The sequence below is a fragment of the Campylobacter sp. CNRCH_2013_0855 genome, assembly GCF_025773025.1.
Lineage (GTDB): Bacteria > Campylobacterota > Campylobacteria > Campylobacterales > Campylobacteraceae > Campylobacter_D > Campylobacter_D jejuni_C.
On the sequence record NZ_JAKMTE010000001.1, the window covers coordinates 93,716 to 110,802 of the forward strand.

The window sequence follows — 17,087 nt, forward strand, 5'->3', positions numbered from 1 at the left end:
AATAATACTATTTTTATATGATTTTAAAAAAATTAATCATAAAAAGTAACATATTTATTTTACACTTTCTTATAGTATAGTATCTTACATAAATTTTAGTATTGACATAAAATTATAGTTAAATTATAATTTCTAAAAACACAAAGGATGAATATGAAAAAAATATTATTATTAAATGGTGCAAAAGATTTTGGGCATTCTAAAGGAAAACTAAATACAAGCTTACACGAGCTTGCACTTAAAACTTTACAAGAACTTGGTTTACAAACTCAACAAACACATATAGATCAAGGCTATAACACAAACGATGAGGTAGAAAAAATTCTAAATGCTGATGTTTTGATTTGGCAAATGCCTGGTTGGTGGATGGGTGAGCCTTGGATAGTAAAAAAATACATTGATGATGTTTTCACAGCAGGACATGGAGTATTTTATAAAAACGATGGCAGAAGTCATAATGAACCTACTAAGAATTATGGCACAGGCGGGCTTTTAAAAAATAAAAAATACATGCTTTCACTAACTTGGAATGCTCCAATGCAAGCTTTTGATGATAAGAATGAATTTTTTAATGGAACCGGAGTTGATGGAGTGTATTTACACTTTCACAAAGCACATGAGTTCTTAGGTATGAGTGCTTTACCTACTTTCATAGTAAATGATGTAATCAAAAATCCTCAAATACAAGAATATTTTACCAACTACAAAACACACCTAGAAAAAATTTTTAAAGCTTAGAAATTTGGGATTTGATGCTAGAAATCATTGATTTTTTAGCCTCAAATTCACTTTTTAAATTCAAAATAATCTGTCTTTTAGCTTCTACAAAATCATTAAAGCTTTGCATATAATTTTTATAAATTTTTAAAACTACAGGCTTATTTAAAAGTAAATCTTCAAATTCATATACATTAAGCTCGGTTAATACTCTTTGATGCACCTCACTTGCTTTTGGATGATACAAGCTAAACTCAGTACTATCAAGCTCGTAAAATTCTTTACTTGCATTCATTTTAGTGCTAAAAAATCCCAAAGTAAGCTTAGTAGCACTTTCATAATTTGCCAAAGCTTTTAGATTAAGCTTTTCTAAAAATAGATCAAGTTCAAGTTGGCTTTTGAATAATAATTGCTTAAAATCTTTTAAAAAAAGCTCCTCACTAGCACTAGCAAAGCTTCTAAAACTAGCAAATTCTTTTTCACTTTCTAAGGCATTTTCTTTTTGTAAATTTGAAAATTGAGCCTTAAAAAGCAAAATTTGCTCTTCTAAATGAGTAAAAAATAAGGAAAAATCATCTTTAATTTGACTAAATTCTAAAGCGATTTCATTTTTTAATCTTTTAAATTCCTTATTCATTGCTTCAGAATTATAAAACATAGCCAAAAACGCATCATCACTTGAAAGATATGGCGCTTTATAAGCAACTTTTTCATAAAGATTTTTCTTAAACAAACCCTTAGCTTCTTTATAATAACTACTATCTTTTTCTTTGATAAATTTTAAAATTTCTTGAGAAATTTTTTCTCCAACAAGTTTTAATTTATCTAAACAATTATGATTTAAAATTTTTATTTTTTGCTCTAGCTTGCTTACTTTGAAAGTTTGCAAAATAGTATTAAATTTAAGCTCTAATTGCTCTAGTGCATTTTGAAACAAATCATATTGATTTGATAAAAGTTCGCATAAATTACTAAGTTTTTCTTTGATAAAATCTTTTTTAATACGCTCATAATCAAGCTCTTTTAAATACTCATAAAGCAAAGGTAAATTTGACTTTTGCAAATCAATTTTTGCTTCTTTGCATGAAATTGCGATGATTTTTTCAAAATACTTATCAAAAACTAAATGAGCATAATTTAAAACATTTTCTAGCTCATCTTGACTTAGCTTATCTTTTTGATTAAGCACACAAATCCCACCACGCTCTAAAAGCTTGGCATTTGCTTTTATAGCATCTTCTTCACTTTTTTTACCTGCATTATCAATCAAACTAAGCCAAATAGCACTATGCATAAAAGAAAGCTCTTTAAAAGTAGTTAGCGTATCGGTGGTGTTTGCATTTAAACCTGGGGTATCTATAAGTGTGATATCTTTTAAAAGCTCAATAGGTGCAAAAAGGTGCAAACTTTTAGTTTCTTTTAACTCATTTCTTTGATCGCTAAATTTAGAAAGTTCGTCTATATCAACAATCTCATCACTGCCATCTTCATATTCAACTCTTAAAAAATACTCCTTAGCATAGCGTAAAAAAGTGGGCTTAAAAGTCACTGGAATCACGCCTGTTGGCAGGCATTCTTTTTGTAAAATTAAATTTAAAAGCGTAGATTTACCACTAGAAAATTGCCCTATAATAGCCACATTGATGGCTCTTTTATAGCTAGCTATAATCATCTCAAGATCTTTTAAAAAGACATCATTTAAATGCAAACTTGGTTCCAAAAATGCATTTTTGATTGCTAAGATTTTTCCTTCAAAACTATCATCAAAGCTTTTACAATAAGCATTTTCATAAGCTTTTAAAAAATCATTAATCAAATCATTTTGCATTTAAAAGCTCCGTTTTTAAAGTCTTTAAACTTTGTAATTTTGTATTGTTTTTTTCTAAAAACTCTTTGGAATTTTGTTCATTTTGTTCTATTTGCAAAATCAAGTCTTTTAAGTCTTTGATTTGTTCTTCTTGCTCTTTTTCATATAAATTTAAACTAAGCTCTAAATTAGCAAAAAATTCTTGATTATTTTTTAAATCTAGGGCAATTTTTTCTATATTAAATGTTTGTAATTTTTCTAAAATTTGATTTTCTAAAGAGCTTTCTAGTTTATAAATATCTTGCGTGGATTCTAAATTTTTTAAAAGTTCCGCTTTTAATGCCATAAAAAGATCATTGGTAAAAATGCTTTCTATTTTTGTTTCCACCTTACTTTTAAAATCATCACAATTTTGTTCTAAAATAGCTTTTAAAAAATCATATTTCACACTTAGAGTGTTTTTAAGCTCATTAATTTTATACTCACTTTGCTGTTTTAGCTCTCTTAAAAGATCAAAAATTCCATCTTTTAAAGTCGTATCGATGATGGTATTTAGTCTTTGAGTGTTGTTTTTGATTTTATTATTTTGATTATATTTTAACTCATCTATAAGTTTTTCTTTTAATTTTTTAGCTAGTAAATGCAAAAGTGTTAAAATTTCTTGAGTATTTTCATCTTTTGTGTTAAAAATAGCACTTAGTTCTGCTTTTACTTGCATTAATTTTTCTTTTTTTACTTTAAAATTATTGATAATAGTTTGATTTTGTTTATCAAGCTCAAAGCTTTCGTAATTTAGCATTTTATTAGAAAATTTAATTTTTTCTTCTATTTTTTCTAAATGTAATAATAATTCTTTTTTATAAGCACTTAGAGCAATTTTGTTTTTATCATATAAGCTTTTAGCTATAAGTTCTTCTAGTGTTAAAATATTACTTTGTTCTAAATTTCCACCTTTTTTTTGATAAAAATCATTGGCTAGTTTTGAAGAGATACACGCAAAATCTAAATTATCTAATAATTCTTGGCTAAGCTGCTTTTGTACTAAATTTTCTTTGAGTTTATTTTTAGTATAGCTAATTACTTCTTGCAAGTCTTTTTGACTAAGCAAGTCAGCCTTAGTAAGCACAATCAAAAGCTTACTTACCCTTGAAGTTAGCAAACATTCTATAATAAAATCACAATCTTTTTGGCTAAGACTTTGAGAAGCATTCATAAGGTGGATTAAAAAGTCAGCCTTGCTTATATACGCTTTTGTTAAAAGCTCTCTTTGGATGATCACATCATCAAGTCCTGGAGTATCAACTATACAAACATTATCTTTTAAAAAATCAAGCGATGCAAAAAGCTCTATTTTTTTAATAAGTGCTGAGATTTTGTTTTTTGCACTAGTGTAATTTTTTAATTCTTCAATTTTTATTTCTATATTTTTATTTTCTTTTTCAATATATTCATTTAGATTGAAATTTTGCTCTAATTGTTTTATAAGTTCTTGCATATCTTGATTATCTTTAGAGCTTTTTAAAATATCTTGCCATTCTTCATCATTCCAAAAATATATCTTAGCTTTTTGGTCTTTGCCGTATTTTAAAACACTCAAATTTGCAGTTTCAGGCACATTAGATACACCTAAAAAATCTTTTTTTAAAAGCGCATTTAGCATGCTTGATTTACCTGCATTTACCACACCCGTTACCGCGATAGAAAAATCAATATTGCTAAATTTAACCAAAGCTTCTTGTAAGAGTTTTTGAGCTTTTTCATCCTCGCAAAGCTCTTGTAAGTTTTGATTAATGAGATCTAGTGTTTGATATGAGTTTTTAACTTCTTGCTTGTAATCTTTTTGAATAACTTTTTGCCTAGATACAAAAGCACATATTAAAGTATTATCGGTGATTTTTTGAAGTTTTTCCAAGGCTTTTAAAAGCTCGTTTTTGTCTAAAATTCCCAAATTTAAAGCATTAATAAAACAAACCTGTGCATACTGTATACCATAAAGATCTAAGCGTAAATTTAAACTTTTCATCAAATTTTTAAATTCATTTAAAGCGCTAAATCTTTCATAATTATCAAGATTAGTACTTAAAAGAATTGCTGCTTTTTGAACATCAATTAAACTTTCATCAAAAAGTGTATTTGTATCAAGATAAACACTATGATTTTGCCAAATTTGTTTTAGTAAGGTTTTAAGTGCCCCCTTTTCTTGGGGGCTAGGATTATTTGTTTCTTTGAGCGACAAGCTGTCTTCTCATATAAGCGATTTTGCTTTGTAAAGGTAGTTCTTTTGGACAATTATCTTCACATGCAAGTAAAGACATACATCCAAATACACCATCATCATCGCCCACTAATTCATAAAAATCTTCTATGGTTCTGTGATCATGTGGATCTTGTAAATATCTAGCTGTTCTTAAAAGCCCAGTAGCTGCGATAAAGTCAGGTCTCATTAACTTAGTTGCACAAGAAGCAACACAAATTCCACACTCTATACAACGATCAAGTTCAAAAGTCTCATCAGCAACTTCTGGCTCAATACGCTCTTCAAGTTTAGAAATATCTGTTTCTTTTTCATTATGCACCCAGCTTTCAACGCGTTTGCACATACCATCAAACCACTCACCTGTATTAACACTTAAATCTTTTATGTGTCTAAATGCAGGTAAAGGCATAAGTTCTATAACGCCATCTGGATAGTCTTTTGTCAATGTTTTGCAAGCAAGTTTTGGCTTACCGTTAATCATCATAGCACAGCTTCCGCAAATCCCTGCTCTACATACAAAGTCAAAACTCAAATCCGCATCCATTTTTTCTCTGATTTGAGTTAAGCACACAAAAATCGTCATAAATGGAGTTTCTTCAAGCTCATAAGTAACAAAATGAGGCTTAGAAATTTTACTTAATGGATTATATTTAAATGCTCTTATTGTTAATTTTCTACTCATAATCAACTCCTATTCTTTGATTTGGTGCTTTAAATTTAGCTTGTAATTCATAAGGCATTAAAGCATGTTGAATTTCATATCTACCTTTGCCTTCTGCTTCCATTTTTTCACGGATCGCATCAACTTCAGCTTGACGTTTTTCGCTTAATGGGTTTTCAATAATATTTCCTTTAGCACCATAACCTCTAAATGCAGGTGGAATTTCCATTTTCATAATATCAAGATCTTCATACTCAACTCTAGGCATACTTTCACCTTCTACCCAGTAAGTATTTGTTCTTTTCATCCAATTTAAGTCATCTCTTTTTGGATAATCTTCTCTATAATGAGCCCCACGGCTTTCTGTTCTTAAAAGCGCACCATAAGCAACACATAAAGCAATTTTTAGCATTCTTGGAACTCTATAAGCTTCTTCAAGCTCTGGGTTTGCACATTTTAATTCTTTATCATGTACTTTTAAATCAAGTGATTTATGATATAACTCTTCAAGCTCTTTAACCGCTTCTTCAAGACCTTGACCTGTTCTAAAGATAGCTACTTTTTCCCACATAATGTCTTTCATTCTATTTTTGATTTCAAATACATCATGTTTTCCTTCTTTACTTACAAGAGATTTTAAGTAATCATACTCCTTAGAAAGGAAAGATTTAACGATATTTGTATCAATATCATTACCATTTTCTTTACAATATTGTGCAAAATAATCCCCTACAATCATACCTGCAACAACAGTTTCTGAACATGAATTTCCACCCAAGCGGTTAAATCCGTGCATATCCCAGCAAGCTGCTTCACCACATGCAAAAAGACCATTTAACCATTGGCTTTCGCCAGTTGGTTTAGTTCTAATACCACCCATTGAGTAATGTTGCATAGGTAAAACTGGTGCCCAACCTTTTGGACCCTCATCAGCAGGATCAATACCATTAAATGTCTTACAAATATCTTGAACATCACGAAGATTTTTTTCAACATGAGCACGACCAAGGATAGAAATATCAAGCCATAAATGATCTCCATAAGGGCTTTTTACACCTTTTCCTTTTCTAATGTGCTCCATCATTCTACGACTTACAACATCCCTGCTTGCAAGTTCTTTTTTCTCAGGCTCATAATCAGGCATAAAGCGGTAACCATCAACATCTCTTAAGATACCACCATCACCTCTACAACCTTCAGTTAGTAAGATACCACTTGGTACGATTGGAGTTGGGTGAAATTGTACTGCTTCCATATTTGAAAGTCTGCAAAGTCCAGTCTCAAGTGCGATAGCAGCTCCTGTACCTTCGCAAATTACTGCATTTGTAGTTTGTTTATAAATTCTACCATAACCACCTGTTGCAATCATAGTTCCTCTAGCAACATAAGCAATTAATTCTCCATTGGTTAAATCTCTAGCGATAGCCCCTAGACATTTTTTACCATCATGGATAATTCTTACTGCTTCCATTCTATCGATGATTTTAACTTGATGTTTAATCGCTTCATTTGCCACACCATATAACATACAATGTCCTGTTGCATCAGCGATATAACATGTTCTCCATTTTTTAGTACCACCAAAGTCTCTTGCATTTATAAGACCATGTGCTTCTTCTTTTTCTTCAATGGTAGTTTTTTGAGCATTGATAACAACAGTTCTAGGTCCTTTTGTAACCCTAGTCCAAGGTACACCCCAAGCAGCAAGCTCACGTACAGCTTTTGGAGCAGTTTGTGCAAACATTCTTGCAACTTCTTGATCACAGCCCCAGTCAGACCCTTTTACTGTATCAGCAAAATGCACATCTTCATTATCTCCCTCACCTTTAACACTATTTCCTAAACTCGCTTGCATACCACCTTGTACAGCAGCTGAGTGAGATCTTTTAACCGGACAAATACTTAATAAAGTTACACTTTGACCACTTTTTGCAACTTCAATAGCAGCTCTTAAACCTGCAAGACCACCACCGATAACTAAAGCATCACTATATTGTATGTTCATATTTAGCTCCATCATAAGTTTTTACTATTTGTGCCACAGAGTTGTTTTGGTAATTATTAAAGCCTATTTTTGCAAAAGCAGCCAAGCTTAATACACCTAAAACTAAGAAGAAAATACTAATAAACCATTTTGCTTTTTTAAGTTTTTTACGACTTTCTTTTGCATCTTTTCCTTCAAACCAACCCCATTTTACACATAATCTATAAAGACCAATACTTCCATGTAATTCAACACAGATTAATAATGCAATATAAAATAACCACATAAAATGGCTTACTACTCTATCACCTGACATATCAGCACTAATCTTATCTGCATTAGTAATGATAAAAATTAAGTGTGCAGAACCCAAGAAAAACATTACAAAACCAGTTGCAGCTTGGACCCACCATAAAGAAGAATCGCCATGATTCATATATTTTAAGTGTGTTCTACAAAGTTGGTATTGTCTGAAATTAATAGGAAATTTTCTCATTGCAAGACCTGCATGCACAAAGAAAATAACCAAAACACAGGCAGCTAAGAAAGAAGTGATGTAGCTCATCATAGGGCTATTAATGATAAATTTTAGTTCTAAAAAGTGAACCACTGAATCAAAAAAATCATCACTAACCAAAATGGTAGAAACGAACAACATATGTGCCCACATAAACAAACCTAAGATTAAGCCTGTTGCACTTTGAATATAGTCAAGTTTTGCTGGCATTTTACTTTTTTTGCCATCAACACTCTTGCCTAAAAAACCTTCAATGAGTTGGCTCATATTTACTCCTTTTAAAAGTTGATAAGTTTTAATATCGGAGCAATTATAGAACTTTTATTCTTAAAATAAATAAAAATTTATAAATTTTTTTTAATATTTCTTAAATAAAAAGATAAAATTAGTCCTAATAAGAACATTAATAAGCTTAAGATTTGACCCATGCTCATACCAAAAGCAACAAAGCCTATACCAAAATCAGGCTCTCTAAAAAACTCACATACAAAGCGTGCTAGAGCATACAAAATCGTATAATAAGCAATTAATTCTCCATTGTATTTTTTATATTTTTTTATTAGTAGTAAAATAGCAAAAACTACAAAACCTTCTAAAAATGCCTCATAAAGCTGCGATGGATGACGCAATATTCCATCTACATAAATACCCCAAGGTGCTTCTGTAGTTCTACCAAATAATTCTTGATTTAAGAAATTTCCAATACGGCCAAAAATATAACCACATGGCACACTAATAGCTACCAAATCAAGATATTTCCATAAATTTTGCTTATTTTTTTTACAAAAGGCATAAGTTGCTATCAAAAATCCCACAACAGCACCATGATAACTCATACCCCTAATCCCTACGAATTCTCCATTATAAAAAGGATTAAAAATTTGCCAAGGATGTGTAAGATACCATAAAGTATGTGCATCATAAATTAAAATATAACCTATTCTTGCACCTAAAATCACCCCTATTTCTACCCATATAAAATAGCTATCAAGCATAGCTTTAGAAATTCCCATATTGTCTTTAATCGCATAGTATTTTGCAACCATTAAAGCAACGAGCAAAGCTAGCACATACATAATGCCATACCAATGCACTTTTAAACCAAAAATTTCAAAAGCTACCACATCAAAATTTGCATAAATATTTTGCCAAAATTCCATAAAAAGCCTTTATTATAAAACATATAATATAGCAAAAAATTGTTATAATTATAAAAATCGCAAGGAGAGAAAATGAAAAAAATATTATTATTTTTTAGCATAATCTTATTTTTAAGTGCTTGCACTGGTAATCAAAAAACATATTATATTTCTATGCCAAATTTTAAAAGCACTTTTGAAGAACACAACCACACAAATGCTAATAACCCTAAAGTCAAAATCAATAATGTAGAAATTATAAAAAGTACTTTTTATAGTTCATATTTTGAGCAATCTACTCTAAATCAAAGAATCAATAAAAGCCTAGAATTACTCAAAAAACAACTTTTAGAAGATAGCAAAGTATTGCTTCAAAGTAAAGGATATATTATAGATAATGAAAATCCTGATTATGCCTTTAATATAGTTATTAATGCTAATTTATATGAAGATAAGGTTACAAGAAATTCAAGTCTTAGAGGTGATAGTGTAGAGTCTTCTTTTATGATTATTTTAGAAGCTCAAAGTCATTTAAATAATTTACATCAAGAAGATACTTTCCAAAGCACAACAAGCTCAGCAAAATTAAACGATCCTATTATCTTAAATTATCCTATAAAAGGTCAAGCAAGCATAGAAAGCTTTAGAGAGGTATACAGTGCTGTTCCTACTCAGCTTAATGAAAGTCTTGCAGCAAGTGCTTTAGAAATTGATAAAGTTTTTGTTGCTTTTTATAAAGAAATCACATCTAGTTTAAAAACTAACATCAAAGAAATCAAAGAAGAGCCAAAAGCACAAAAAAACTCAGAAGTTCAAGATGCAAAACAAAGCAATAAAGAAGAAGTTACTCCTTATCAAAATAATGAAGTAATTATTTTTGAATAGGTGATGCATAAAATACTTTAATTCTAAATTTTAAGTTAATATGCTTTTCCTCTGCTTTAAATTCTATCGGAGTTGAAATTTCGATTAAATTTTTATAATTTCTCAGGTCATTTAAGAAAGAATAAAAAGCTTGAGGTTTTTTCATTTTCACATTAACTCCAAATTGATATTTCAAATACTCCGATTCTTTTTGTATAGGAATAAGATTAATTTTTATATCATCAAAATAATTTTTCATAAAATTCATTAATTCTTTTTGAGAAAAATCAGTACTAATTTGATTTAAATTTTGCATATTAGCATTTTGAAAATCAGCAATAACTTTCTCCAAAGCTTGTAATTCATGTAAAGCTTTAGTATTTTGAATTTGTTGTTTAGCTAATTTTGAATGTTCAATTTTATAATCTTTTAAAAAAGGCATAATTAAAAATAAAATCAATAATGCACAAAGTCCAATAAAAGAAAAAGAATAAATTAATATTTTTAATACATCTGCTTCTTCTAAGCTTTTATCATTTTTATTCATAAATTTTCCTCTGGTATGGTAATATTAACACTAACAAAACGATACCAACCATTTTCTAATTGATAATAGCTAACCTGAGAACTTGAAAAAATACTTCTTAAAGGTGTTTCCAATAACAATGCGAACATTTCTTTTGAAGGTGTAATACCTCTTAGTATTAAAGAATTATTCTCCATTAAAACCTCATCAAGAGAAATATCCTTGGGAACTAATGCAAAAAGGTTTTGTATACTTTTTAATAGTGTTTTATTTTTACCTTCTCTATTTTCTTTTGTCAAACTACCCAAAATCAATTCTACTTTATCATTTTGTCTCAACAACTCCTTGTATTTAATTTTACCAGCATTAATTTGAGTTATAGTTTGAATCAATTCTTCTTTTTTATTATCTAGTTGTAGCCGTGTAGAATAATTTTTAAAAACTAGTATTATGAATAATAGAAAAATTAAAGCTACACTAATACTTGTAAAATAAATCCAAATTCTGGTAAAAAGATTAAAAATTGGCTTTGTCTTAGGTTTAATTAAACTATATCTCATAATCTTAAATCCTTCACCATGAGATCATTCATTAAATTTAAAGTATCTACAAATTCAATTTTTGGTTTGATAAAAAGCTCGTTCTCTAAATAATCTAAAGAGGTTGAACTAAAACTTTCTTCATCAAAAATCACAATCTCTTCTAAAAAACTATTTTCATATAAAGGATTATGATAAAATTCTTTAACACTTGAAATAATATATTCTATCATTTTCATATCAGAACTAAAATTTTCTAAAGAATTTATAGGTCTATCTTCTTTTTCATCTTCTAATTCTTCAAGTTTATCAAGCTCTTGACTCATTTCTTCTAAACTTTTTAAATCATAATTTTGTTCATTTTCTTCTTCTTGATTTTCATCATCAATTTGTAAGTCAAATTCTTCTTTAATATCATCAAAAAAATCATCTTCATCATAATTTTGACTTGCTATATTAAAATAGCTTCCAAATAATATAGTTTCATTTTTACAAATTAACATCGCAACAAAATCATGGTATCTATACACATAAAGGCCTATTTTTTCTTCAAAACCTCTATTTGTTATACAATAATAAAGTAAAGAAAAAGGTGAATAAAGTAAATCTAAACCACCAAAAACCTCATAATCTTCTTGGTAAGATTTTAAAGAACTATGAGAAACATACAACAAACTATTGCTAAAAGAAATGCATTTAACACTATTCGCATCTACACCAAATTTAGAAAGTTCCTTAAAATTTAAACTTGGCACTACTCCTTGAGCAATAGGAGTAAAAAAAGCACAAATATAATAAATTTGAAAATCTTTAACTAAATTCTTAACATATTCTATAGCTTTTTCTTTATCTTCAAAGCTCTTTTCAAAAGTATCAATAGGCTGAGATTTTTTCCAAGTATGACATCTTATAATATACCGTTTTTCATCATAACAAATACTAATTAAAAGCTGTAAAATATATTTTCTAAAAAAAGATAACATAATGTTTATCCTTTATCTATTTGACTTATCATATCAAATTTTTCTTTTATCAATACTTTAGCTTCTTCTAAATTTAAATTTTGTATTTTTATTTCTTTACTCAATCTATAAGTAATTTTAGAAAAAGGTTTAGGTAAAATCATTTTATCCCAACTTTTAAATTCCCAAAAGGAACTTGCCTCATAATTTAGTAAAAAAAGTGGAGCATTTTTTTTCAAAGCAATCATCACAGAACCATCAGAAACACTATGATAAGGTCCTCTTGGGCCATCTGGAGTAATAATCACATCATCACCTTGATCTAAAATTTTAAAAGATTGTTTTAGCAAAGCCAAAGCACCTTTACTTGTACTACCTCTTAGAGTATCTAAACCAAACAAAGCAATATTTCTAGCAATGATTTCCCCATCTTTATGATGTGAAATCATCACATAAGCTTTTTTTCCTTTAATGCCCATCTTACGATAAGCAAAAGGCATGAGAGCAAGACGCCCATGCCAAAAAAGTATCACACACGATCTTTTTGGAAGCTTTTGTCCTAAATAAACCTTTCTACAAGTTAAAAAAATTAACCATTGTAATAAAAAAATTCCAAAAGCTAAAAGATTAATCTTAAAGGATTTCGCCATTTAACACCATACGTCTAGGATTGGTGATTTTTACTTTTTTCATTTGTCCTAATAACTCTTCACTACCTTTAACTTGAATCAAAAAATTATTATCACTTCTACCTGCTACAAAACCTTCGCTTCTTAATTCTTCAAATAAAACTTCAAATTCTTTATCTTTTTGCTTTGCAACAATTTCATCTAAAATTTCTGTATGTCTTGCTTGTAAAATACTCAAGCGTTTTGAAGCTATATCATCAGGAATTTGATTTGGCATAGTTGCAGCTTTAGTTAGTGGTCTTTTAGAGTATTTAAAAGAAAACATTTGCTCAAAACGCACTTTTTCAAGCACATCCATGGTATCTTCAAAGTCTTTATCGCTCTCTCCTGGAAAAGCCACAATCACATCAGTAGAAATACTCACATCTTTACACATAGAACGCAATTTCAATGCTCTATCTAAATACCACTCTTTAGTATAACCGCGTTTCATAGCTTTTAAAATTTCACTTGAACCACTCTGTAAAGGCATATGCATAGACTTACATATTTTAGGATTTTTAGAAAAAACTTCTAAAAATCTATCATCCATATGCAATGGATGTGGGCTTGTAAAGCGGATACGCTCCAAACTTTCGATTTCACTTAACTTTTCCAAAAGATCTGAAAAATTAATCTTTTCATGTGTATTAGAAAATCTTTTACCATAATTATTAACATTTTGCCCTAATAAAAAAATCTCTTTAGCACCTTTAGAAACAGCTTTTAGTGCTTCATTTTTAATAATCTCAAAAGGTATAGAAATTTCATCTCCTCTTGTGTGTGGCACTATACAATAAGTACAATGCTTATCACAACCTATGGAGATATTAATAAAAGTTTTATAAAGACTATTTCTAAAATCCGCAAAAGCATAATTACTCTCATCAAAATCTATATCATTACCTAAAAATTTTGGCGTATTTACAGCCTTTGTAATTTTAGAAACATTTCTAGCGCCCAAAACAAAATCCACATTTGGAGCGCGCTTAAAAATCTCATCTCCTAAATGCGAAGCAGTACAACCACAAACTCCTATTTTAGCTCCATTTTTTTTGATTTTTTCAAAGCTTCCAACTTCCGAAAAAAGCTTATGTACAGGTTTTTCACGCACTGAGCAAGTATTGATTAAAATCAAATCTGCTTCTTTTGCATCTTGAGTTAATTCATAATTTTCTTTTTCTTTAAGTTCGGCTATCATATGCTCTGAATCACGCACATTCATAGCACAACCTAAAGTTTGTATAAAAAGTTTTTTACTCAAAGAATGTGTACCTCATACATAAAATCTGTATCATCTAAACCATATTTGATCGTTCTATGATAAACACATTTTCCTTTTTTTTCAAAATGCTCTACTAAAGCAATTAATTGCTTATGCGCATTGTCTTTATCAAAATAGAAAAATTTTTGACCTTCTTTATCTACAGCCTTTTCAATACTTTCCAAACTTATACTTTTTGGCTTTTCATCAACAGAGGTTCTTGCTATTTTTAAATCCATATCATCATCCTCAAGTTTTTTTAATCTGAAATTATATCAAATTTTACTTTTAATTAAACTTATTAAAGATATAATTTTATTCTTCAAACTTTTAAAATCCAAAATTAAGGTTGTATTGTCATTATGGAAAAAATCACAGATATAATTGAATCCATTGCTAATGAGAAAAATTTACAAATAGAAGATGTAAGAGAAAGAGTTAAAAAAGCACTTATTAATACTGCTAAGAAAATTTATGGTGATAAGTATGAATTTTTTGTTGATTCAGGTAAAAATTTACAACTTTATCAAAAAATCATCGTAGTAGCTGATAATGATGAAAGATTAGAAAATGAAAATGAGCATTTTATCGCTTTAAGTAAAGCAAGGGCTGAAGCTAAAGATGTAGAAATTGGCGATGAGTTAACTTATGAGTGTTCTTTAGAAAATTTAGGTCGCACTGCTGTAAATATCTTACATAAAGAATTAGAATATAACATTCAAAAACTCTTAGAAGAAAAAATCTATGAAAAATACCAAAAAATGGTAGGACATATGGTTTTTGGTAGCGTAGTAAGAGTAGATAGTGAAGAAAATACTTATGTAGAAATTGATGAGTTTCGTGCATATTTACCTAGAAAAAATCGTATCAAAGGTGAAAAATTTAAAGTAGGTGATGTGATTAAAGCTGTTATTAGACATGTATATATTGATAAATCGGGTATGAGAATGGAGCTTAGTAGAACTAGCCCAAAATTTTTAGAAGCTTTACTAAAAGCTGAAGTTCCTGAAATCAAAGATGGTCTTATAAATATTTATGCAAGTGCAAGAATTCCGGGCGAGAGAGCAAAAATCATCTTACAAGCTAATAGCCCAAGCGTTGATGCAGTAGGAGCAACTGTGGGTATAAAAGGAGTTAGAATCAATGCTGTAAGCAAAGAATTAAAAAATGAAAATATTGACTGCATTGAGTATTCTAATGAAATGGCAATTTTAATCACTAGAAGCCTAGCTCCAGCCATTATAAACTCAGTTAGTATTGAAGATAAAAAAGCCATTGTAACGCTAAATAGCGAACAAAAAAGCAAAGCCATAGGAAAAAGTGGTATTAATATACGCTTAGCTAGCATGCTTCTTGGATATGAGATAGAGCTTAATGAAGTAAATAATGAAGACAAAACTAATAACCAAGAAGAAGCGTTTAAAAACCTTAAAGCTTTATTTGGAGAAAATTAAAGCTGCTTGCCGACGGTTTGTTCGGTAAGCTTTCTTTCTAAAACTAAATCTACTATAGGTTGTTCTCTTTTATTTGCCTTTTGGCAGTGATTTTTATCAAAAAAATCTGTGATTTTAATAACTATTTTAGCCCATCTTTTATCGCGTTCTCTCCAAGCATGAGATGATAAAGACTCCCAAGCATAGCCATTAAACAAAGTAGCATTGACAAAATGATCAAGCGCTCTCACACCTTGTCTAACCCTAGCAGGATTACCAAAAGTACCCACTATAACAATAAAAAGATAACTAATCACTGCTAAAGGAACGATAGCACAAAGTAGTATGGTTCCTGCTAATTTTTCTTTCATTTTTGCCTTTTTATAAATCTTATATTCATACCATTTGCTGATCTTATAGTTAGTCTTCCTACAATATCAGGTACAAAATTTTCTTCTAATTCTAACTTATAAGTCCTTAAAATATTAGCTAAAATCAAAACAGCCTCTTGCATAGCAAAGCCCTGCCCTATACACACACGCTCTCCCATACCAAAAGGCATATAAGTGTCTTTTTTAATCTTGCTTTTGTCTTCATGGCGACTTGGATCAAACTCATGTGGATTTTCCCAAAAACTATCATGTCTATGGATAAGCCATGGAGCTACTACTACGCCTGAACCTTTTTTAATAAGTTTATCTCTCATTTTGCTTTCATTTCTTGCTTCTCTAGCAAAAAAACCAACTGGTGGATAAAGTCTTAAACTTTCTTTAAACACATTTGTAAGATATTTCATTGCTCTAATATGTTCTATTTTAAACTCCTCATCACCCGCAACTTGCATGATTTCTTCATAAGCTTTTTGTTGCTCATTTGAAGAAATACTTAAAATATATAGTGTCCAAGTTAGCGAGCTTGCAGTAGTTTCATGGCCTGCTAAGAAAAGCATGGCAACTTGGTCTAAAATTTCATTAAAAGAAAATCTCTCATTAGTATCTGCATCTACCACCATAAGCAATGATGATAAAATATCTTCATATTTTCCTTGATCATTTAGGGCATTATCATATCTTGGTTTTATAATATCTGATAAAACCTTACGTATTACTCCACCCGCTTTAAGTCTTTTTCTCTCGCCCAAAAGATTTGAAAGCCAAGTTGGGAAGCGAAACATTCTTCGCATAGCTGTTTTAACTGTTTCTTCTTGCACAGTTACAAAAGCATCCAAAACAAGTTTACCTTTTTGCTCATTAAGTTTTGATGACATGATAGTTCTAAAAATCACATCTGCAGTTACAAAAGTCATAGCTTCATCTACTTCTATAACTGCTTTATCTTCATATTTTGCAAATCTTGCCATCATATCAGAAGCCGCCTCACTCATCAAATCAAAAACCTTAGAAATCCTTGTCATTTCAAAAGAAGGCCTTAAAAGCTCTCTTTGCTTTTCCCATACTCTATCGTTAGTTGTAAAAATGCTTATACCTAAAAGTGGCTCTAAAAGTTCATGTAAAAGTTGGCTTTTTGGGTATTCTCTAACCTCATCTACCATAATGCGTCTAACTTCTTTTGGATCATTTACTACATATAGATCAAATCCAGGCATTTTTACTCTACCCATCATCATCTTATAGCTTCGCTCATAAAGCCCATCAAGCCATGATCTTCTTTTTAGTAAAAAAGTAGTTAATGTAGAAGCTTTATTTTTATAAGGCTTTGGATGAAAAGGACACTGACCCATGTTTTTCT

At 29.8% G+C, this 17,087-nt stretch carries 17 protein-coding genes; 3 read left to right on the plus strand and 14 right to left on the minus strand.

Annotation, left to right across the window (positions count from 1 at the left end; all coding sequences use genetic code 11):
• The first annotated feature begins 153 nt into the window (after positions 1-153).
• Positions 154-738: an NAD(P)H-dependent oxidoreductase gene (locus L8X40_RS00475; RefSeq protein WP_263667076.1), complete on the plus strand. Its 585-nt coding sequence runs from the start codon at positions 154-156 to the stop codon at positions 736-738.
• Here the strand turns inward: L8X40_RS00475 and L8X40_RS00480 are convergent.
• The 6 genes from L8X40_RS00480 to lgt form a co-directional block, all read right to left on the minus strand.
• Entirely contained in the window at positions 728-2,545 is a 1,818-nt protein-coding gene (locus L8X40_RS00480; protein ID WP_263667077.1) for a dynamin family protein, read from the minus strand. The genes L8X40_RS00475 and L8X40_RS00480 overlap by 11 nt on opposite strands.
• Entirely contained in the window at positions 2,535-4,760 is a 2,226-nt protein-coding gene (locus tag L8X40_RS00485; protein ID WP_263667078.1) for a dynamin family protein, read from the minus strand. Before L8X40_RS00485 ends, L8X40_RS00480 begins: the two co-directional genes overlap by 11 nt.
• Positions 4,738-5,463, minus strand: coding sequence for a fumarate reductase iron-sulfur subunit (locus tag L8X40_RS00490; RefSeq protein ID WP_012661078.1), 726 nt, complete (start codon positions 5,461-5,463; stop codon positions 4,738-4,740). The genes L8X40_RS00485 and L8X40_RS00490 overlap by 23 nt, the downstream gene beginning before the upstream one ends.
• Complete coding sequence (locus tag L8X40_RS00495) at positions 5,456-7,447, minus strand: fumarate reductase flavoprotein subunit (RefSeq protein WP_039617579.1); 1,992 nt, start codon at positions 7,445-7,447, stop codon at positions 5,456-5,458. Before L8X40_RS00495 ends, L8X40_RS00490 begins: the two co-directional genes overlap by 8 nt.
• Positions 7,431-8,210: a fumarate reductase cytochrome b subunit gene (locus L8X40_RS00500; protein ID WP_074692639.1), complete on the minus strand. Its 780-nt coding sequence runs from the start codon at positions 8,208-8,210 to the stop codon at positions 7,431-7,433. The genes L8X40_RS00495 and L8X40_RS00500 overlap by 17 nt, the downstream gene beginning before the upstream one ends.
• A gap of 77 nt (positions 8,211-8,287) precedes the next feature.
• The gene (lgt, locus tag L8X40_RS00505) at positions 8,288-9,103 is read right to left on the minus strand and encodes a prolipoprotein diacylglyceryl transferase (RefSeq protein ID WP_087700350.1); all 816 of its coding nucleotides are present in this window, start codon (positions 9,101-9,103) and stop codon (positions 8,288-8,290) included.
• Positions 9,104-9,175: 72 nt separating this feature from the next.
• Between lgt and L8X40_RS00510 the strand changes: the two genes are divergently transcribed.
• On the plus strand, positions 9,176-9,967 hold the full coding sequence (locus L8X40_RS00510) for a membrane lipoprotein lipid attachment site-containing protein (protein WP_087700348.1): 792 nt from the start codon (positions 9,176-9,178) through the stop codon (positions 9,965-9,967).
• Here the strand turns inward: L8X40_RS00510 and L8X40_RS00515 are convergent.
• From L8X40_RS00515 to L8X40_RS00540, 6 genes are read right to left on the minus strand one after another with little or no spacing between them, the layout of a single operon-like run.
• A complete protein-coding gene (locus L8X40_RS00515; protein ID WP_087700347.1) occupies positions 9,954-10,493 on the minus strand; it encodes a hypothetical protein in 540 nt (179 codons plus the stop codon). The two genes, L8X40_RS00510 and L8X40_RS00515, sit on opposite strands and share 14 nt — an antisense overlap.
• A complete protein-coding gene (locus tag L8X40_RS00520; protein ID WP_087700345.1) occupies positions 10,490-11,032 on the minus strand; it encodes a hypothetical protein in 543 nt (180 codons plus the stop codon). Before L8X40_RS00520 ends, L8X40_RS00515 begins: the two co-directional genes overlap by 4 nt.
• The gene (locus L8X40_RS00525; RefSeq protein WP_263667079.1) at positions 11,029-11,994 is read right to left on the minus strand and encodes a hypothetical protein; all 966 of its coding nucleotides are present in this window, start codon (positions 11,992-11,994) and stop codon (positions 11,029-11,031) included. Before L8X40_RS00525 ends, L8X40_RS00520 begins: the two co-directional genes overlap by 4 nt.
• 5 nt (positions 11,995-11,999) lie before the next feature.
• Positions 12,000-12,623, minus strand: coding sequence for a lysophospholipid acyltransferase family protein (locus tag L8X40_RS00530; RefSeq protein WP_087700341.1), 624 nt, complete (start codon positions 12,621-12,623; stop codon positions 12,000-12,002).
• A complete protein-coding gene (gene miaB / locus L8X40_RS00535) occupies positions 12,607-13,905 on the minus strand; it encodes a tRNA (N6-isopentenyl adenosine(37)-C2)-methylthiotransferase MiaB (RefSeq protein WP_263667080.1) in 1,299 nt (432 codons plus the stop codon). The genes L8X40_RS00530 and miaB overlap by 17 nt, the downstream gene beginning before the upstream one ends.
• A complete protein-coding gene (locus L8X40_RS00540) occupies positions 13,902-14,144 on the minus strand; it encodes an HP0268 family nuclease (RefSeq protein ID WP_039617566.1) in 243 nt (80 codons plus the stop codon). The genes miaB and L8X40_RS00540 overlap by 4 nt, the downstream gene beginning before the upstream one ends.
• Positions 14,145-14,267: 123 nt before the next feature.
• On the opposite strand from L8X40_RS00540, the gene nusA reads away from it, so the two are divergent.
• On the plus strand, positions 14,268-15,359 hold the full coding sequence (nusA, locus tag L8X40_RS00545; RefSeq protein WP_039617565.1) for a transcription termination factor NusA: 1,092 nt from the start codon (positions 14,268-14,270) through the stop codon (positions 15,357-15,359).
• On the opposite strand, the gene L8X40_RS00550 is transcribed toward nusA, so the two are convergent.
• Together L8X40_RS00550 and L8X40_RS00555 are read right to left on the minus strand one after the other, a co-directional pair.
• Positions 15,356-15,709, minus strand: coding sequence for a membrane protein (locus L8X40_RS00550; protein WP_039627957.1), 354 nt, complete (start codon positions 15,707-15,709; stop codon positions 15,356-15,358). The genes nusA and L8X40_RS00550 overlap by 4 nt on opposite strands.
• Positions 15,706-17,079 carry a cytochrome P450 gene (locus L8X40_RS00555; protein ID WP_263667081.1) on the minus strand — a complete coding sequence of 458 codons (1,374 nt, stop codon included), beginning with the start codon at positions 17,077-17,079 and terminating at the stop codon, positions 15,706-15,708. The genes L8X40_RS00550 and L8X40_RS00555 overlap by 4 nt, the downstream gene beginning before the upstream one ends.
• Positions 17,080-17,087: the final 8 nt, after the last annotated feature.